General features: G+C 60.2%; 18 protein-coding genes. 12 read left to right on the top strand and 6 right to left on the bottom strand.

The window, feature by feature from the left end:
* Positions 1-158: 158 nt before the first annotated feature.
* From Q1A75_RS05760 to Q1A75_RS05770, 3 genes are read left to right on the top strand one after another with little or no spacing between them, the layout of a single operon-like run.
* The gene (locus Q1A75_RS05760; protein WP_299550556.1) at positions 159-1,391 is read left to right on the top strand and encodes an MFS transporter; all 1,233 of its coding nucleotides are present in this window, start codon (positions 159-161) and stop codon (positions 1,389-1,391) included.
* Between the two features lie 60 nt (positions 1,392-1,451).
* Positions 1,452-2,318 (top strand): 50S ribosomal protein L11 methyltransferase, encoded by an 867-nt coding sequence (locus tag Q1A75_RS05765; RefSeq protein ID WP_299550554.1) that lies wholly within the window; start codon positions 1,452-1,454, stop codon positions 2,316-2,318.
* 52 nt (positions 2,319-2,370) lie between these two features.
* Positions 2,371-2,778 (top strand): hypothetical protein, encoded by a 408-nt coding sequence (locus tag Q1A75_RS05770; RefSeq protein ID WP_299550552.1) that lies wholly within the window; start codon positions 2,371-2,373, stop codon positions 2,776-2,778.
* 97 nt (positions 2,779-2,875) lie between these two features.
* Here the strand turns inward: Q1A75_RS05770 and Q1A75_RS05775 are convergent, their stop codons facing one another.
* Positions 2,876-3,085: a DUF1127 domain-containing protein gene (locus Q1A75_RS05775; protein ID WP_299550550.1), complete on the bottom strand. Its 210-nt coding sequence runs from the start codon at positions 3,083-3,085 to the stop codon at positions 2,876-2,878.
* A 498-nt stretch (positions 3,086-3,583) separates the two neighbouring features.
* Here Q1A75_RS05775 and rsgA point away from each other — a divergent pair, with 498 nt between their 5' ends.
* Positions 3,584-4,666, top strand: coding sequence for a ribosome small subunit-dependent GTPase A (gene rsgA, locus Q1A75_RS05780; RefSeq protein WP_299550548.1), 1,083 nt, complete (start codon positions 3,584-3,586; stop codon positions 4,664-4,666).
* 4 nt (positions 4,667-4,670) lie between these two features.
* Positions 4,671-5,435 carry a VOC family protein gene (locus Q1A75_RS05785; protein ID WP_299550546.1) on the top strand — a complete coding sequence of 255 codons (765 nt, stop codon included), beginning with the start codon at positions 4,671-4,673 and terminating at the stop codon, positions 5,433-5,435.
* Positions 5,436-5,603: 168 nt separating this feature from the next.
* On the opposite strand, the gene Q1A75_RS05790 is transcribed toward Q1A75_RS05785, so the two are convergent.
* The 4 genes from Q1A75_RS05790 to Q1A75_RS05805 form a co-directional block, all read right to left on the bottom strand.
* The gene (locus Q1A75_RS05790) at positions 5,604-7,493 is read right to left on the bottom strand and encodes an AMP-binding protein (RefSeq protein WP_299550544.1); all 1,890 of its coding nucleotides are present in this window, start codon (positions 7,491-7,493) and stop codon (positions 5,604-5,606) included.
* A gap of 111 nt (positions 7,494-7,604) precedes the next feature.
* Positions 7,605-7,856, bottom strand: coding sequence for a hypothetical protein (locus Q1A75_RS05795; protein ID WP_299550542.1), 252 nt, complete (start codon positions 7,854-7,856; stop codon positions 7,605-7,607).
* A gap of 38 nt (positions 7,857-7,894) precedes the next feature.
* The gene (locus tag Q1A75_RS05800) at positions 7,895-8,155 is read right to left on the bottom strand and encodes a hypothetical protein (RefSeq protein WP_299550540.1); all 261 of its coding nucleotides are present in this window, start codon (positions 8,153-8,155) and stop codon (positions 7,895-7,897) included.
* 100 nt (positions 8,156-8,255) lie between these two features.
* Positions 8,256-10,529, bottom strand: a complete 2,274-nt coding sequence (locus tag Q1A75_RS05805; RefSeq protein WP_299550538.1) for an NADP-dependent malic enzyme — start codon at positions 10,527-10,529, stop codon at positions 8,256-8,258.
* Positions 10,530-10,721: 192 nt separating this feature from the next.
* Here Q1A75_RS05805 and Q1A75_RS05810 point away from each other — a divergent pair, with 192 nt between their 5' ends.
* The 7 genes from Q1A75_RS05810 to Q1A75_RS05840 all read left to right on the top strand — a co-directional run bounded on the left by Q1A75_RS05810 (position 10,722) and on the right by Q1A75_RS05840 (position 17,093).
* The gene (locus Q1A75_RS05810) at positions 10,722-11,807 is read left to right on the top strand and encodes a cupin domain-containing protein (protein ID WP_299550536.1); all 1,086 of its coding nucleotides are present in this window, start codon (positions 10,722-10,724) and stop codon (positions 11,805-11,807) included.
* A 122-nt stretch (positions 11,808-11,929) separates the two neighbouring features.
* Positions 11,930-12,328, top strand: coding sequence for a cytidine deaminase (locus Q1A75_RS05815; protein WP_299550534.1), 399 nt, complete (start codon positions 11,930-11,932; stop codon positions 12,326-12,328).
* A complete protein-coding gene (locus Q1A75_RS05820; protein WP_299550532.1) occupies positions 12,325-13,632 on the top strand; it encodes a thymidine phosphorylase in 1,308 nt (435 codons plus the stop codon). Before Q1A75_RS05815 ends, Q1A75_RS05820 begins: the two co-directional genes overlap by 4 nt.
* Positions 13,632-14,801 (top strand): phosphopentomutase, encoded by a 1,170-nt coding sequence (locus Q1A75_RS05825; RefSeq protein ID WP_299550530.1) that lies wholly within the window; start codon positions 13,632-13,634, stop codon positions 14,799-14,801. The genes Q1A75_RS05820 and Q1A75_RS05825 overlap by 1 nt, the downstream gene beginning before the upstream one ends.
* Positions 14,802-14,824: 23 nt before the next feature.
* Positions 14,825-14,959 carry a hypothetical protein gene (locus Q1A75_RS05830; RefSeq protein ID WP_299550528.1) on the top strand — a complete coding sequence of 45 codons (135 nt, stop codon included), beginning with the start codon at positions 14,825-14,827 and terminating at the stop codon, positions 14,957-14,959.
* Complete coding sequence (gene upp, locus Q1A75_RS05835) at positions 14,944-15,576, top strand: uracil phosphoribosyltransferase (RefSeq protein WP_299550526.1); 633 nt, start codon at positions 14,944-14,946, stop codon at positions 15,574-15,576. Before Q1A75_RS05830 ends, upp begins: the two co-directional genes overlap by 16 nt.
* Positions 15,577-15,644: 68 nt before the next feature.
* A complete protein-coding gene (locus Q1A75_RS05840) occupies positions 15,645-17,093 on the top strand; it encodes an SPOR domain-containing protein (RefSeq protein ID WP_299550524.1) in 1,449 nt (482 codons plus the stop codon).
* A 3-nt stretch (positions 17,094-17,096) separates the two neighbouring features.
* On the opposite strand, the gene Q1A75_RS05845 is transcribed toward Q1A75_RS05840, so the two are convergent.
* Positions 17,097-18,113, bottom strand: a complete 1,017-nt coding sequence (locus tag Q1A75_RS05845) for a hypothetical protein (protein WP_299550522.1) — start codon at positions 18,111-18,113, stop codon at positions 17,097-17,099.
* Positions 18,114-18,156 lie beyond the last annotated feature (43 nt).

Below are 18,156 nucleotides of genomic sequence, written 5' to 3' on the forward strand. Positions count from 1 at the left end.
CCTTGTCAAACAGCACTTGCGTATGGCCCTGTATAGCAGATGATCGCGCCGGAAGCAGCCGGTGGCGGCGCACGGCACAAAATACGCATCGTCTCTGCACAGTCTGATGTGCACAGGCTGCTCTCGCAAATACGATGCAAAACACGTAATGGCATCGCATGGCGCAAAACATCACCCTCGAAGACGCGCGCGCATTGCCCGCATGGCGCCGCCCCACGGCGCTCTTGTTCCTGATGGCATTTGCCATGCCGATTGGGTTCTCGGTATGGCTGGCGCTTTTGAACAACTTCGTTGTGGACGCCGCCAACTTCGATGGGGCCGATATCGGATTGCTTCACGCCATCCGCGAGATCCCCGGCTTCCTGGCGGTGGGCGTCATCGTCGTCATCATCTTCATGCGCGAGCAGGTGCTTGGGCTGATCTCGCTCACAATGCTGGGGTTGGCCACGGCCCTGACGGCCCAGTTTCCGTCGATGGGCGGTATTCTGGCCCTGACTTTCATCAGTTCGATCGGCTTTCACTACTATGAAACGGTCAACCAGTCGCTGCAGTTGCAATGGCTGCCCAAGGATCGGGCCCCGCAGATGCTGGGCTGGCTTCTGGCTGCTGGATCGACAGCCACTTTCCTTGTCTATTTCGTAATCAAGGTCCTGTGGGAGCCGCTGGGCCTGACGTACAATATTGTCTACATGGTCGGTGGCGGGATCACGGCAGCGATCGCGGTCTTTGCCATGCTGGCATACCCCCAGTTCGAAGCGCCAACCCCGCAACTCAAGACCTTTGTGCTGCGCAAGCGCTATTGGCTGTACTACGCGCTGCAATTCATGTCGGGTGCCCGGCGGCAGATTTTCATGGTCTTTGCGGGCTTCATGATGGTCGAGAAATTCGGATTCGAAGTGCACGAGTTGACCGCGCTCTACCTCATCAACCTGATGGTCAACATTCTGGTTGCCCCTGTTCTGGGTCGCATCGTGGCCCGCTTTGGCGAACAAAGGGCGCTGGTGTTCGAGTACACCGGTCTGGTCTGCGTGTTCCTGGCCTATGGCGGCGTCTATTTCATGGGCTGGGGGCTGATGATCGCCGCAACGCTTTATGTGCTCGACCATATCTTTTTCGGGCTGGCACTGGCGCTGAAGACCTACTTCCAGAAGATCGCCGATCCAGCGGACATAGCGCCAACGGCTGCGGTCGCGTTTACCATCAATCACATCGCTGCAGTTGGCCTGCCCGTTCCGCTGGGCCTTTTGTGGCTGTTATCGCCGGGCGCAGTGTTCCTGCTGGCCTCGGGCATGGCAGCAACGTCGCTTTGCCTTGCGCTTTTGATCCCGCGTCACCCGGTCCCCGGCCACGAAACCCGGCTTGCCCCGCCGCTGCCCGCCCCGGCGGAATAGCGGGCCACTTGCTGCTGGTCCCCCTGGACGCTAAGGCTCCGGCAACAGACGGAGACCGACATGACCACATGGACCGCCCTCACCACGCTGCATGGCAAGGCGCAGGCCGATGCCCTTGGCGCTGCTCTTGAAAACATGACGCCCGAGCCAACGGGCATCGGGGTGTTCGAGGTCGAGGATGACAGCGGTCTGTGGGAGGTTGGGGGCTATTTCACTGACCAGCCCGACGATACAGCCCTTTTGCTGCTGACGACGGCGCTTGGCGCAAAACCGTTCACGGTGTCGGAGTTGCCCGAAACCGATTGGGTCGCCCATGTGAAGCGCGAGTTGGCGCCGGTCGAGGCCGGCCGTTTCTTTGTCTATGGCTCTCATGACGCGGACAAGGTGCCAGAAGGCAAGCACCCATTGTTGATCGAGGCGGCGATGGCTTTTGGCACCGGGCATCACGGCACGACACTGGGTTGCCTCAAGGCGCTTGATCGGTTGGCGAACAGTGGTGTTCAGGCCGACCGCGTGGCCGATATTGGCTGCGGTACAGCAGTGCTGGCCATGGGTGCCGCAGCAATCTGGGACGCTGACATCATTGCCAGTGATATAGATGCGCAGGCCGTGGATGTTGCCCGGGCCAACCTGCAGGCCAACGGGATGGAGACAAAGGTCAAGTTGGCGGAAGCCGCAGGCTTCGACCACCCCGACCTGTCAGTCCAATTTGATTTGATCTTTGCCAACATCCTCAAAGGACCGTTGATCGCGCTGGCGCCCGATCTGAGCGTCCGCCTCGCCCCGGATGGGCACGCGATTCTGTCCGGAATCCTTAACGAACAGGCCGACGAGGTGGCAGCGCATTATATCGACCACGGAAACAGTCTGGCGCATAGGGAAGAGATTGGCGAATGGACCACCCTCACTCTGCGCAAAAAGCCATAATTCGTCAGGTTTTTTAGCGGCTTTTGACGCATTTGCCCAGATTTTGCCATAATTGGGGCGCACCTTCTTCATCGAAACAGGTGGGGGCCATTTCGACGTTAACGAGGCTGCCATGGTTGAAACTCGTCAGAATTTTGAAGTGCGATTGACCACACTTGGCCGCAAACATGCGGCAATGGGAAATGGTTACACCACGAAAATGCGGGATGACGGGCTGATCGTCATCAAGCCCAAGCGGCGAGTCGGGCGCGGCTTCCCTCTCAGGGGTCTGCTTGGGCTTGTGGCCGGGTTCTTCGTGTTCAAGGCACTCATGCTCGCCTCGTTGGGTGACATCACCTACAATGAGCGCGTCGCAAAATTGCAGCAGGGCGGTCAGATACAACAGGCTGGCGCTTACTTGATGCAGATCGACCCAACGACACGGTTCATCTCTGGCTTCCTTGATCCCCTCGTAGACTGATCAAACGCCGCTCCAAAGAAAAGCCGCGGCGCCTTATCTCAGGCCCGCGGCTTTCGCTCATGTCAGAGCGCGCCCAAAGGGGAGGTTTTGGAACGTCTTAGTGGCTGTTTGCCACGTCATCGATGTCGCCGCGGACCAGGCCGATGTCTTCGAGCTCACGGTCAGTCAGGGCGTTCAGGGCGTTGCGGGTCACACGGGCATGGTTCCAGGCCGCCACTTGGGCAACCAGTTTGGAAAACAAGCCGTTGAATTGGCCTGCAACAGGTGCAGCGCCATATGCGGGACGGGTGGTGTCGAAAGCAGCCATTGCAGCAGTCCTTTTTTCGATAGTTTGTGCTGATCCTGTCAGCGTTGTGCTGCTCATTTAGGCGCGAAAAAAACACCCTTCAAGCGGTTAAACATCATACGTGCCTTGCGTTTCTTGCATATCAACGGCGCCAAGCTAAGCCCTTGATAAAGCGAAAAACAGCAGCGCCTCGCAACGAAACGTCGGCACCTGACAATGACATTCGGACACCGCTTAGGGTCAGCCCTGTACTTAGACCCTGTCCCCCAACGCGCATCAACGATGCCAACCGCCTTCTTCCATGCAAACAGTTGCAAAGCCCAAGATACCCCCTTAGATCGAAGGCATCGAAATGGAGATTTCATGTCCCGGTAAGGTGGGGAGGCAACAGTCCTCCCGATGCAAAATCAGCCACTGATTTCCTTCGTCATTCCTTGGCGAGGCTGATATGTGCGTACCCTTTTTCCTTACCGTTTGAATTCATGCCCCAGCATGACCGAGACATGAAAGTCCTCCGTAATGACACGTGACTATTCACATTTTCTTTCGCAGCCATCAGGCTTGGACGCCCCGAAACAGCGTCTCTCCCCTCTTAACGCGCTGGGCTGGCAGTCGTTCTTTGCCCAGCAAACCGATGTAGACGAATTGGCGCAGAGGCCGCCGGTGCGGGTCGTTGAAGTCCACCGGAACGCCTTGCACGTTCTTGGTGACGGTATTGATGAGATGATACCACCACCAGAGGACATCACCGTTGGCGACTGGTTGATGTTTGATCGCGAGCACCCGAAATGCAGTCGCATGCTGCAGCGTAAGAGCTTGATCAAGCGGCGCGCGCCCGGGACCGATCGGCGAGAGCAGTTGATTGCTGCAAATGTTGATACAGTGTTTGTCGTTACGTCTTGCAACCAGGATTTCAACATCGCGCGGCTTGAACGATACATCGCCCTCGCCTTCGAGGCGCAGATCACGCCTGTTATCGTCCTGACAAAGACCGATCTCACATCGGATCATCAACACTACATTGACACGGCCGGGACTATTTCCACGGATGTGACGGTGGTCGCGCTGGACGCCAGGGGCGAGGCGCCGCGATCAGGGCTGGCGCCATGGTGCAAACCAGGCGCGACAATTGCATTCTTGGGGTCGTCCGGCGTTGGCAAATCAACCTTGACCAATGCGCTGTTGCAGACAGGGTTGATCAGGACCCAATCCATTCGTGAAGATGATGCCAAGGGCAGGCATACCACAACGCAACGACAGCTCTTTGCAACACCGGACGGATGTCTGGTTTTGGACACCCCCGGAATGCGCGAGCTGCAACTTACGGACGCGGCATCCGGCATCCAGGACGTTTTCTCTGATATCAGCGATCTGTCGGCGCAATGCCGATTCAACGATTGCAAACATGAAACGGAACCCGGGTGCGCTGTTTTGCAAGCGATAGAAAACAACGAGATCGACGTAGCGCGACTTGGACGTTGGCGCAAGCTCATGGCAGAAGACGCATTCAACTCCGCCAGCCTTTCCGAACGCCGGGCAAAGGATAAGGCATTCGGGAAAATGGTGCGTGAGATTACAAAACAGAAAAGCAAGAGGAGGTAGTCAAATGCCTCATGACACGTCAGGCCAGATCGTGTGGCACGATCTCTTTTCGGCGGACCCACAACGTTCAATGGCTTTTTTCCAACATGTCGCCGGGTGGTCCTTTGCGATCGAACATGCCGCCGATTTTGCATGGGGTGGCGGTCAGACAGACTTCGTCCTGGCCATGTTGGCGAATGAAGCCGGGGCCGGTTTCATCGAAACACCCAACGGAATGTCAGATGGCTGGATCGCCTATGTCGAGGTTCCTAAGATGGACTCTGCAGCCGAAGCCGTGGAACCGCTTGGAGGTGAAATTGTTCGCCCGCCGTTTGACGTGCCCGGTGTTGGGCGAAATGCGCTGATACGTGATCCTTTGGGCGCTCTGATCGGCATCTCACAGTCTCAGCACGGTTTCCCGGTACCTCACCAGCAATTCGGTCTCGAGATTTATCTGTCCGGTGCGGCGGCATTTCCAGCGCACTTCTACTCACAGATCTTCAACTGGGCACTGAGCCCGCAGCACCACGAGACGGAACGGATTGGCGGCGTGATATCCGGACCGTCCGGCACGGCAGTGGCCCGTCATCTGCCGGGCATATCCCCAGCAAATGATCGCGCTTTGTGGGTGCCGTGCATCAAAGTCGTTGATACAGCCGACGCACGGCAGGCGGCCAAGGCGGCGGGTGCCTGCACACGCTCAAAATCAACCAGTAGCAACGCAGAGGAATGCTACAATCTGATACATGACGTCAGCGGCGCATATTTCTGCCTATCAGGCGATGAATGAGAACACTCCAGAGGTCTTGGCAAAGTACAGTGGCTCCTGCGCCAAGTCCCGCTTGGTTTGGGACGGGCGCAGGGAGTTCGCATTCCATGTCCAAGCAGGTCTATCAGCTCTTCGGACCGAAGCTTCGAATGGCACAGCATATAAGGCGGAGGTGTCCTCCGCCTCGGTTTAACCTTTGGCGTAACCGATGGTTTGCAGTGCATCCTTGATCTCGTCCAGAATGGCGGGATCGTCGATGGTCGCAGGCATCTTGTAGTCCTGATTGTCCGCGATCTTGACCACCGTGCCCCGCAGGATCTTGCCCGACCGTGTCTTGGGCAGGCGATCCACCACGATGGCCTGCTTGAAGGCGGCAACAGGGCCGATCTGGTCGCGGACGCGTTTGACGCATTCGCCCACGATCTCGGTATGTGGCCGGTTCACACCATTGGTCAGGCAGAGAAGGCCCACGGGGGATTGCCCCTTGAGCTGGTCCGTCACGCCAATCACGGCACACTCGGCCACGTCGGGGTGACCGGCGAGAACCTCCTCCATGGCCCCCGTGGACAGGCGGTGGCCTGCCACGTTGATCACGTCATCGGTGCGCGCCATGATGTAGAGGTAACCGTCATCGTCCATCATGCCCGCATCCCCCGTTTCGTAGTAGCCGGGGAAGGCGTGCAAATAGCTTTTCACAAAGCGCTCTTCGGCATTCCAGAGCGTGGGCAGCGTGCCGGGTGGCAAAGGCAGCTTGATGGCAATGGCGCCGAGGTCTCCGGCAGCAACGGGGTGGCCCGCATCGTCGAGGATTTGCACGTCGTAGCCGGGCATGGCGACGGTCGGCGAGCCGATCTTGACCGGCAGTGCTTCGAGCCCGGCGGGGTTGCCCGCGATGGTGTAGCCTGTTTCGGTTTGCCACCAGTGGTCGTACACAGGCACGTCCAGCAGGTCCTGCGCCCATTCGATGGTGTCGGGATCCGCCCGTTCTCCGGCAAGGTAGAGCGCACGCAACCCGCTGAGGTCGTATTTCGCGCGATATTCGCCCTTGGGGTCTTCGCGTTTGACGGCGCGAATGGCCGTGGGGGCGGTGAAGAAGGATTTGACATCATATTCGGCGATCACGCGCCAGAACGTGCCCGCGTCGGGGGTGCCGATGGGTTTGCCTTCGAACACGACGGTGGTGTTGCCATGAATGAGCGGCGCGTAACAGATATAGGAATGCCCCACGACCCAGCCCACGTCGGATGCGGCCCAGAACACCTCGCCCGGGTTCATCTGGTAGATGTTCTTCATCGTCCAGTTCAGCGCCACAAGATGACCGGCGGTCGGACGCACAACGCCCTTGGGTGCGCCAGTGGTCCCGGAGGTGTAGAGGATATAGGCTGGGTGGTCGCCCGCGACCGGGACGCAGTCGGCCGGAGGCACGCCCTGTTGCGCATCATGCCAATCTAAATCCCGGGGCCCGAGAGCACAGGGCGATTGTTCGCGTTGCAGGATCAGACAGAAGTCCGGGGTATGATCGGCGAGGTCGATCGCACCGTCGAGAAGTGGTTTGTATTCCACGATCCGCCCGGGTTCGAGCCCGCAGGATGCAGCAATGATGGCCTTGGGTGCGCAATCGTCGATACGCACCGCCAGTTCGTTGGCCGCAAAGCCGCCGAACACAACCGAATGGACCGCCCCAAGCCGCGCGCAGGCCAGCATGGCCACCAGCGCTTCGGGCACCATGGGCATATAGATAATGACGCGATCACCTGCCGTGATCCCCTTGTGCGCCAATGCACCGGCGACGGAGGCCACTTGCGCTAGCAACTGGGCATAGGTGGTTTTTGATTTGGTTCCGGTGATGGGGCTGTCATAGATGATGGCCGCCTGATCACCTCGCCCGGCTTCGACATGCCGGTCAACCGCGTTCCAGCAGGTGTTTACCTGCGCGTCGGCAAACCAGTCATAGAGGTGTTCACCGCGTTGGCTGAGCGCCTTGGTTGGTGCCTTGACCCAGTCGATGGCTTCCGCCGCCTGCATCCACCACCCCTCGGGGTCCGCTTTCCAACTGTCATATTCCGCCCTGTAACCCATGGCCCATACTCCTCCGTCATAGTCCTCCGCAGGGTTACGCGGCGACAAGTGTCGGGGGCAAGGGCTGAGAGCGCCAACTGTGGCAGAATGGCACGCAGGCAGGCGTAAATATCAGTCGTTGCTGTCCAGACGCTCGTAGGAAATCGCCCCACGGCAATCCAGATCATCGGTGGCCGAGCAGCTGACGCTCCGGTTGCCATCATAGATGACGCGCTTGGTGAATGTCCGGCCATTTGCCGAATAGTCGCGGGTCACGGCGCGGAGTGTATCGCCGCGATATTCAAATGTCCCCTCGCGTTCCGCCGTGATTTCAGTACAGGCGGCAGCTGTGAGCAACGTCAGGACAGAAACGATCGTTCGCATCAATGTCTCCTTTCGGAAGGGTTGCAGGTTGGGCGGCGTCAGGGTTCTCCGTCGCGGTCCCGGTTGACTGTGTCGATCAGTGCCGTGCGGCAGTCACGCCTGTCACCGGTGATACAGGTCACGCGCTCGGCCCCCGAGATGATCGTGGTCCGTGAATAGGTGCTGCCATCATCATTCTGATACACTCGCGTCACCGACGGGTATGTGCGCCCGAATTCGGTGTAGGTCCCGCGGGTTTCGCTGACCACCTCGGCGCAGCCCGCACCTGCCAATAGAGCCAATACAAGAATTGCGCGCATCGTGATCACCCCAGTCTATCCACTCGGATACAGATAGGATGCAAGATGCTGAAATACACCTGCGGGTTGCGCCGTTTTTTCAGGCTGAATTGGTTAATTTTTAGCCGTAATGCGCCACCGGCGTGCCGGCCACGGCTGACATGTTCAGCAATCCGCGTGCCGTGATGGACGGTGGCACGATGTGGGCGCGGTTGCCCATGCCCATCAGGATCGGACCAACCTCGAGCCCGCCGCCCTTCATCTTGAGAATGTTCCGGACGCCCGAAGCGGCGTCGGCGTGGGCGAAGATCAGCACGTTGGCGGCCCCTTCCAACCGGCTGCCCGGGAACAGACGCTGGCGCAGCTCGGGATCAAGCGCCGTGTCGATGTTCATTTCGCCCTCGTAGCAGAAGTCGTGGTTCTGTGCGTCGAGCATCCGGATCGCTTCGCGCAGGCGCCAGCCGGAGCCGTCGCCCTGGTTGCCGAACTGGCTTTGCGAGCAGAAGGCGATTTTCGGTTCGATGCCGAAGCGGCGCACGTGGCGCGCGGCACCGATGGCGATTTCTGCGATCTCGTCTGGATTGGGATGCAGATGCACCTGCGTATCCGCCACGAAAAGCGGCCCGTCTTCGAGGATCATCATGCTGAGCGCACCCACGGGGTGATAGGAGTCGCGGCCAAGCACGTGCTGCACGTAATTGAGATGCCAGCGGAATTCGCCGAACGTGCCGCAGATCATGCTATCGGCTTCCTCACGGTGGACCATGACCGCACCGATGGCAGTGGAATTGGTGCGCATGATGGCGCGGGCAAGATCGGGTGTGACGCCGCGACGGCACATCAGCTCGTGATAGGTGCCCCAGTAGTCGCGGTAGCGCGGGTCATTCTCGGGGTTCACGAGGTCGACCGTATCGCCAATCTTGATCGTGAGGCCTGCGCGGGCAATCCGTGCCTCTATCACTTCGGGACGTCCAATCAGGATGGGCCGTTCGGTGGTTTCCTCGACCATCGCCTGGGCAGCCCGCAGCACGCGTTCTTCTTCGCCTTCTGCGAACACGATGCGGCGCGAGGTAACGCGGGCCGCTTCGAACACGGGGCGCATGAGAAGGGCGGATTTAAAAACAGACCCGTCAAGCGAGGTTTTGTAGGCATCGAGGTCCTCGATGGGTCGGGTGGCAACGCCCGTCTCCATTGCCGCTTTGGCAACCGCGGAACTGACGATACCGACAAGGCGCGGATCGAAGGGTTTGGGGATCAGGTAGTCTACGCCAAAGTTGAGCTGTTCACCTTGGTAGGCTGCTGCCGCCTCGGCACTCGTGGTGGCGCGGGCGAGTGCGGCGATACCGTCGATGCAGGCCAGTTGCATCTCGTCGTTGATCGTAGTGGCGCCCACGTCGAGCGCGCCACGGAAGATGAAGGGGAAGCAGAGGACGTTGTTGACCTGATTGGGAAAGTCGCTGCGGCCCGTGGCGATGATCGCATCTGGGGCAACGCTGCGCGCATCGTCGGGCAGGATTTCGGGGGTTGGGTTGGCCAGCGCGAAAATGATGGGCTGCTTTGCCATTTTCTGAACGTGTTCGGGTTTCAAGACGCCGGGGCCGGAAAGGCCAAGGAACAGGTCCGCGTCATCGATCACTTCATTGAGCGTGCGCTTGTCGGTCTTTTGGGCAAAGGCGGCTTTGGCCGGGTTCATATCTTCGGTCCGACCCTCGTAGACGAGGCCGTGGATGTCGCAAAGCCAGATGTTTTCGCGCTTCACACCCATTTTCAGCAGCATGTTGAGGCAGGCAATACCTGCTGCCCCACCGCCGGTGCTGACGATCTTGATGTCTTCGAAGTTTTTACCCGCCACGTGCAGTGCGTTCTTGGCCGCTGCGCCCACCACGATGGCGGTGCCGTGCTGGTCATCGTGAAAGACAGGGATGTTCATGCGTTCGCGACAAAGCCTTTCAACCACGAAACACTCGGGCGCCTTGATGTCCTCGAGATTGATGGCGCCGAAAGTGGGTTCAAGCGCGCAGACGATGTCAGCGAGTTTCTCCGGATCGCTTTCATTCACCTCGATATCGAAGCAGTCGATGGAGGCGAATTTCTTGAAGAGCACCGCTTTGCCCTCCATCACCGGTTTGGAGGCCAGCGCGCCGATATTGCCCAGCCCCAGAACAGCTGAGCCGTTGGAGACAACCGCCACAAGGTTGCCGCGTGCCGTGAAGCGGGCGGCGTTGGCGGCGTCTTCCTTGATCTCGAGGCAGGCTTCGGCCACGCCGGGGGAATAGGCGCGCGCGAGGTCTCGGCCGTTCGCCATCGGCTTTGTCGCGCGGATTTCAAGTTTTCCGGGTTTGGGGAATTCGTGGTAGGCAAGTGCCGCGTCGCGCAGGTTCGGTGTATCAGACATGGAATCCCCTTCTGGGCCTTCGAATTTGGTTTAGCGTTAAACTATTTTTGCTGAGCCGCCAATTGACGTTTGATCACATGGAAAAAACGTGATCCAGCGGAGCCCTGCGCGCAAGTCATTTTTAAGGGGGCTCTGCCCCCATTGCATTCGCAATTCCCCCGGAGTTTATTTGGCAAAGTGAAGGGGATTGAGATGGCAGAGGTACGCGCCGAGATACGGTTGCCGACGCAGAACTTGCGGGACGATATCCCGTTTTTTACCAAGATGTTGGGCATGCGGATGGACATGATCTATCCTGCGGATGATCCGTCGGTGGCAGTCTTTTCCGGACATGGGCTGCGGGTGCGGATCGAGGCCGAGGCCAGTGAGCAGCCCGGAACGCTGCGCATTCTGACCGATGACCCGGATGGATTTGCGGACGGTCAGCGTGTTCTGACAGCTCCGAATGGCACCCGTGTCGAGATTGACGATCTGAACCCACCCCTCGTGATGCCGGAGACAGTGCATGGGTTTGTCGTGCGGCGTCTGGCCGATCAAGCCCCGTGGATCATCGGGCGGGCGGGCATGCACTACCGTGATTTGATACCGGATCGGCTGGGTGGGTCGATCATCGCAAGCCACATCCGCATTCCTGATGGCGGGCCGGTGCCGGACATGGTGCATTATCACACCGTCGGGTTTCAGCTGATCTATTGTTATCGGGGCTGGGTGGACCTTGTGTACGAGGATCAGGGGGAGCCGTTTCGATTGGTGGAGGGATGCTGCGTGATCCAACCACCCGAGATTCGGCATCGTGTGCTTTATGCAAGCAACAATATCGAGGTGATCGAGATCGGCGTGCCTGCTGAACATGTCACCACCATTGATCATGACATGGAACTACCCAATGGCCCTGCGAACCCGGATCGGCGATTCCAGGGTCAATCCTTTGTGCATCACAAGGTAAGGGATGCGGTGTGGGGGCCGTTCCGTATGCCGGGGCTGGACGTCCGCGATACCGGGATCGCGGCGGGCACGGCGGACGTTGCGGGCGTTCAGGTGGCGCGCAAGGGGCGCGGCGACACAGTTTGGACCAGACATGACAGTGACATCCTGTTCACCTTTGTGCTGGAAGGGACGATGGTGCTGGAGGGCGAAGGACGTGATCAACATGCGTTGGAGGCAGGGGATGCCTTTGTTATCCCACCTGATATGGCCACACGCTACAGCAACCTGTCCGATGATATCGAGTTGCTAGAGGTGTCTTTGCCCGGGGCGTCCCGTACGCGCATGGAGTAGCGGAGGCTCGCGTGATCATGGTACTGGACGCTGGCGGAGGCCCGTGGTTTTTTGTTCTTCTTTAATCGGTAGCCAACTTTGGAACGCTTGTTTAGTGTCAGGGCTCCGAAACGAGGAAGCTTATGGACGAGTTGAAGCAGGCGGCGCTGGCAGTGCGGGAAAACGCGCATGCGCCCTATTCGAATTTCAAGGTAGGGGCCGCGGTGCGCGCGGCGGATGGTACCGTTTTTATCGGCTGCAATGTGGAGAATGTCGCCTATCCCGAGGGCACATGTGCCGAAGCCGGGGCCATTGCGGCCATGGTGGCGGCGGGCCAGGGCGCTATCGCCGAAGCCTATGTCGTAGCGGGTAGCCCCATGCCGGTCACGCCCTGCGGGGGGTGCCGTCAGAAGTTGGCAGAGTTTGGCGCAGGCGATGTCCGTGTCACCATGGCGACCACAGGCGGCGTCGAACACGTGATGACCCTGGCCGAGCTGCTGCCTGGCGCTTTTGTTGCCGCCCACATGGATGGCGATGCATGACTGACGCACGATCCATCATTGCCAAACTTCGCCAACGTCAAACCCCATCGCGTGAGGAACTGAGCTGGTTTGCCGAAGGGCTGGCCGATGGCACCGTTACCGATGCGCAGGCCGGGGCCTTTGCCATGGCTGTTTGTCTGAATGGCCTGGGCGATGTGGGCAGGGTCGCATTAACTATGGCGATGCGCGACAGTGGGCAGGTACTGGACTGGGATCTGGATGGTCCGGTCCTCGACAAGCATTCGACCGGTGGGGTGGGCGATTGCGTGAGCCTTGTGCTGGCCCCTGCCCTTGCGGCCTGTGGGGCCTACGTTCCGATGATCTCGGGGCGCGGGTTGGGTCACACAGGCGGTACTTTGGACAAATTGGACGCCATCCCGGGCGTATCCACCGAGCTGAGCGAGCAGCGGTTGCGGGACGTGTTGACCAAGGCAGGTTGCGCCATCGTTGGTGCAACGGCCAAGGTCGCCCCTGCAGACAAACGTCTGTACGCGGTGCGCGATGTGACCGCCACGGTCGAAAGCATGGACCTGATCACCGCGTCCATTCTGTCGAAAAAGCTCGCCGCTGGCCTTGATGGGCTTGTACTGGACGTCAAGGTGGGGTCCGGCGCCTTCATGAAAGATGCGGAAGCCGCGCGCGCCCTTGCCGATGCGCTGGTGAAGACGGCCAATGCCGCCGGGTGTAAGACCACGGCGCTGATCACGGACATGTCGCAGCCCCTTGCCCCGGCTCTTGGCAACGCCCTTGAGGTGGCAGAGGCCATGCGCACCCTGACCGGCCCGGCACAGGGGCCGCTGGTCGAGATTTCAGCCGCGTTAGGTGGTGTACTTCTGACCAATGGCGGCTTGGTCGACGACGTGCAGGCGGGCGCAGATGCCATTGTCGCCGCTATTTCAGATGGGCGTGCGGCGGAACGGTTTGGGACCATGATCGCCGCAATGGGCGGACCGCTACAGTTTGTCGAGAACTGGTCCAGGTTCCTGCCGGAAGCGACCGTCATTCGTGAAATCAACGCGCGGGCCCCGGGACATGTCTGCGCCATTGATGGCGAGGCGCTGGGTTTGGCCGTTGTCGATCTAGGCGGTGGGCGCAAGGCCGAAGGGGACGTGATCAACCCGGCCGTTGGCCTGTCTGACGTGGCCCGGTTGGGCAGCAAACTGTCCAAGGGGCAGCCTCTGTGCGTCATCCACGCGGCGCGTCCGGCGGATGCGGATCGTGCCGAGGCCGCGGTGCGCAGGGCCATCACTATCGGCAGGCAAGCGCGGGATGTGCCGGACCTGATCGCAGAGCGGATCGGCTGATGCCGCGCGCGTTCCTCATCGTCATGGACTCCGTCGGGATTGGCGGGGCACCTGACGCGGCTGCATATTTCAATGGGGATGTGCCGGACACGGGCGCCAATACGGTTGGTCATATTGCCGAAGCCTGTGCCGCAGGGCGTGCGGAAGATGGCCGCAGCGGAGCGTTGGATGTGCCGCATCTGCAGGCGCTTGGGTTGTTTGAGGCCATGGCCCTTGCCAATGGGCAGGACGCGCGGTCGGGCGCGTGGGGTGCTGCGACGGAGGTGTCGCAGGGCAAAGATACACCTTCGGGTCATTGGGAATTGGCGGGTGTGCCGGTGCCTTGGGACTGGCACTACTTTCCTGACACACGCCCGGCCTTTCCGGACGAGGTGGTTGAGGCCGTTTGTGCTGCTGCCGGTGTTGACGGGATACTGGGCAATTGCCACGCGTCGGGCACTGCCATCATTGCCGAGCATGGTGCCGAGCATATCCGATCTGGCCAACCCATCTGCTACACATCTGCAGACAGCGTGTTCCAGATTGCCGCGCATGAAGAGCATTTCGGGTTGGACCGGCTTTTAGACCTGTGCCAAGCCGTGGCGCCCGTACTGCATAAGATGCGCGTTGGCCGCGTGATTGCCCGCCCCTTTGTCGGTGTGGAGGGCGCATTTGAGCGAACGGTCAATCGTCGTGATTATGCCATCACGCCGCCCGCCCCCATTCTGACGAATTGGGTGCAGGATGCCGGGCACCGGGTCTATGGTGTGGGGAAGGTCGGCGATATTTTTTCGATGCAGGGCTTTGACGAGGTGCACAAGGGCGCGGATGCCGACCTGATGGACCATTTGGCTGATCTGGTTGCCTCGGCCGAGGATGGAAGCCTGATATTTGCAAACTTTGTCGAGTTCGACAGCCTGTATGGGCATCGCCGGGATGTTTCCGGGTATGCCCGTCATCTGGAGTGGTTTGATGCCGAGATTGGTCGTCTTCTGCCGCAATTGCGCGCCGATGACCTGATGGTTCTGACCGCCGATCATGGGAATGACCCCACTTGGGTGGGCACCGACCACACGCGCGAGCGGGTGCCTGTTCTGGTTCATGGTGAGGATGGCGCGCCGCTGGGGTTGATTGGCTTTCAGGATGTTGCGCATTTGGTGGCACGGCACTTGGGCATTTCACCAAAATGAGCGCCTGACGGCGCGCGATTTTCATGGCGCTGACGCGCGTTGGGGCGCTGCCCCAAACCCCGAAGTTTACTTGGCAAGATGAAGGGGATTGTCCCCATGTCTACGTCGGGGCAGAAGAAGGTATCATCAAGGAGCTGCCGCAATGTCCGAACATCTGACCGTCGTCGATCACCCGCTTGTCCAACACAAGCTGACCATTATGCGTGACAAGGGCACACCGACAGCCGTGTTCCGGCAGCTTTTACGCGAAATTTCGCAACTTCTTGCCTATGAGGTGACGCGCGGGTTGCCCATGACCACCAAGCGTATTGAGACACCGATGCAGGCGATGGACGCGCCGACACTGGATGGCAAGAAGCTGGCCCTGATTTCAATCCTGCGGGCCGGCAATGGTTTGCTGGATGGGGTGCTGGAACTGATCCCGTCGGCCCGAGTAGGTTTTGTGGGTCTTTATCGGGACGAAGAGACGCTGAAACCCGTCGAATACTACTTCAAGGTACCGGAATCGCTGGAAGATCGCCTGGTCATCGCGGTCGATCCGATGCTGGCCACCGGCAACTCGTCTGCCGCGGCCATAGACAAGCTGAAAGAGGCCGGAGCAACCAACATCCGCTTTCTATGCTTGCTGGCTGCACCAGAGGGAATCGCTCGCATGAAAGACGCGCACCCGGATGTTCCGATCGTGACGGCGGCCGTCGATGACCAGCTCAACGACGTTGGATACATTGTTCCGGGTCTTGGCGACGCTGGCGACCGGATGTTTGGCACCAAATAGCGGGCATCGCCGCTTTACTCAGACCCGGTGTTAGGGCATCGTATTCCCCATATCTTGTGGGGGATATAATGAGTATTACTAGAATTGCAGCCTGGGCTGTTATCGCTGCGTCGTTGTCCATCGGTTTTGGTCATGCCCAATCATTGCGAAATGCACAGACGCCAGCCGAGTTTCCGCCAGCGTCGTTCAAGGGCACGCAATATGTCGACAGTCAGGGGTGCGTGTTTGTACGGGCAGGCATTGATGGCAACGTGACCTGGGTGCCCCGTGTCAATCGGCAGCGTCGATTGATTTGCGGACAGACCCCAAGTTTGTCAGCGGAAGCTGTCGCAGCGGCGCGTGTCACGCCCAACCAATCCGCGCGGGCAACACCCGAACAGATTACAATTGCACTCGCGCCCGCCGAGACGGCAACCGCAGCACAACCAACACCCGCGCCGCGCCCCACTGTGCGTACAACGCAGGCGGCCCCGACCCCACCCGCCCAGCCAACGCGGCGGGTGATCGTGCGGCGTTCAGTTACAACGACATCGCCGACGCGACCCGTTGCAACAGCGCCTGCCGCCGCTACCCGGGCCCAGGCACCTGCTGCGCAAACAACCGTACCGGTACAAAGGCCCACCACCACTGCGCAGGCGGCGGCACCGTCCTGTCCCGGCGCATCAAATGTGAGCGTAAGCTATATCAACTCAGGACAATACGGTCCTGTCCGCTGCGGCGCACAGGCGATTGGTCCCGCAGCCCGCACCGCCACGGTTGCACAACCCGTCGTTCCATCAACGACTGTCCGTCGCGTACCAGCCAGATCCATCGCGGCAACCGCGCCACAGCCTGCTATTGGACCACAAACACGTGTCGTCCCGCGCCATGTGTATGAAAACCGTCTCGCAAAGAGACCTGCGCGGATTCCTGAAGGATACAAACCCGTCTGGGAAGATGACCGTCTGAACCCAAGACGTGCCGAACAATCACTGAACGGGATTGCGCAAACGCGGCTTGCCTGGACACGCACTGTGCCCCGCCGCCTGATCGATCGCCGCACGGGCCGGGATGTCACGGCAACCGTGCCGCTTGTGTACCCTTATGTCGATGTCGCGACGCAAGAGCGTGATCTGGGCACCGTGACCCTGATCCGCCGTGATGGGCAGATCATGAAGCGGGTGCAACGCAAGAAACGCGCGAAGACACGGCAACCCGTGGTATCAACCCGCTCGGCTGAAAAGCCTGTCGTGAACACGGCCACACGCCCGGCGCCAACGGCGAAAGCCAAGGCACCTAAGAAGGTCATCAAGGGCCGCTATGTTCAGGTTGGGACATTTGGCCAGCCCGCCAACGCACAGGCAGCAGCGCAACGGATTGCGCGGGCCGGTCTGCCCGCCCGCATTGGACAGATCAAACGGGGCGGCAAGTCGTACCAGATTGTGCTCGCCGGGCCATTTGAATCGTCTAAGGACCTGTCGACCGGATTGCAGCGCAGCCGTTCGATCGGATTTTCAGATGCCTTTGTGCGCAAGTAACACTCAGCTTCCGCAGATCGCCTGCAATTGAAGCCAGTCCCGGTCTAGCATGATCGGAACTGGCGCCTGTCCCGACATTGGGTCCGCTTCGATCAGCTGCAACGTCGCCTCGCCCGAGATGTCGCGCGCGCGCGCATAGGGTGTGCTGCGCACCTCTGCCGCGGCAAAGGTGGACAAGAGTGCTTCGGCACGTATCTCGGCGATCGGGCTGGCCAATTGATCCTCGGCAAACGCTTCGAGCGCGCTTGGCGGGAGTGACCCGGTTGTCAGCAAGGTGCCCGTGGCGCGGGGGCCCGCGTGTTCCAGCAGCGCGCGCAAAGGGGGTTTTTCAGCGCTGCGAACCTGCTCGACAAGGATGTAGCCTGCCGCGACATCCGGTTCCTCGTAATCCTCGACCAACGTCCGGTTCACAAGCACGGTGCCACCCGGCAGTGCCAACGCCTCGCGGACACCTGCAGGCAGGACGACAACGCGTGCCACCCCGGTGCGCCCGGCCAGCGCCACCAGGCCGGGGCGCGCCTCGATACTGTTGCAGGGTTGACCGGACACGCGCTCGATCCGGGCCAGAAGGGCCGCGCCGATCTCGGCCTCCTTCACGGGGGGCACGACGCGCATGGCATGATCCACAAGTGCACCGGGCAACCAGAAAATCGCGAGCGCAGCAACCGCTGACGCAGATACCGCAGCACCCACCCAACGTAGTCGCCCCTGCCGGGGCCGGGCGCGCGCAACCGCGCGGCGCAATGTGTCGATGGCGTCGATCATCGCCGTCTCGTCCGACCCAAGCTCCAGTACCTCTTCGGGATCGCCATCAGGATGAAAAGCTGCACCCCCCTTCTCAGGCGCCGTCGCCTTTTCGACAGCCGCAAGCGACCAATGGGTAATGGCACGGTCGTTCAAGTCCGAGATGATCAGAGTCGCGTCACCGATCGACACGATAACCTCGCGCCGTTGCGCATCAGCCGAGCCGCGCCACAGGCCCGTCGCTTCGAGCCGATCATATTTTCTGAGTGCTGTCATACCTGTACTTCGGCGGGCGGGTTGGTGCCTCTATGTTTAGCCC

This window comes from uncultured Tateyamaria sp. (assembly GCF_947504105.1).
Taxonomy (GTDB): domain Bacteria; phylum Pseudomonadota; class Alphaproteobacteria; order Rhodobacterales; family Rhodobacteraceae; genus Tateyamaria.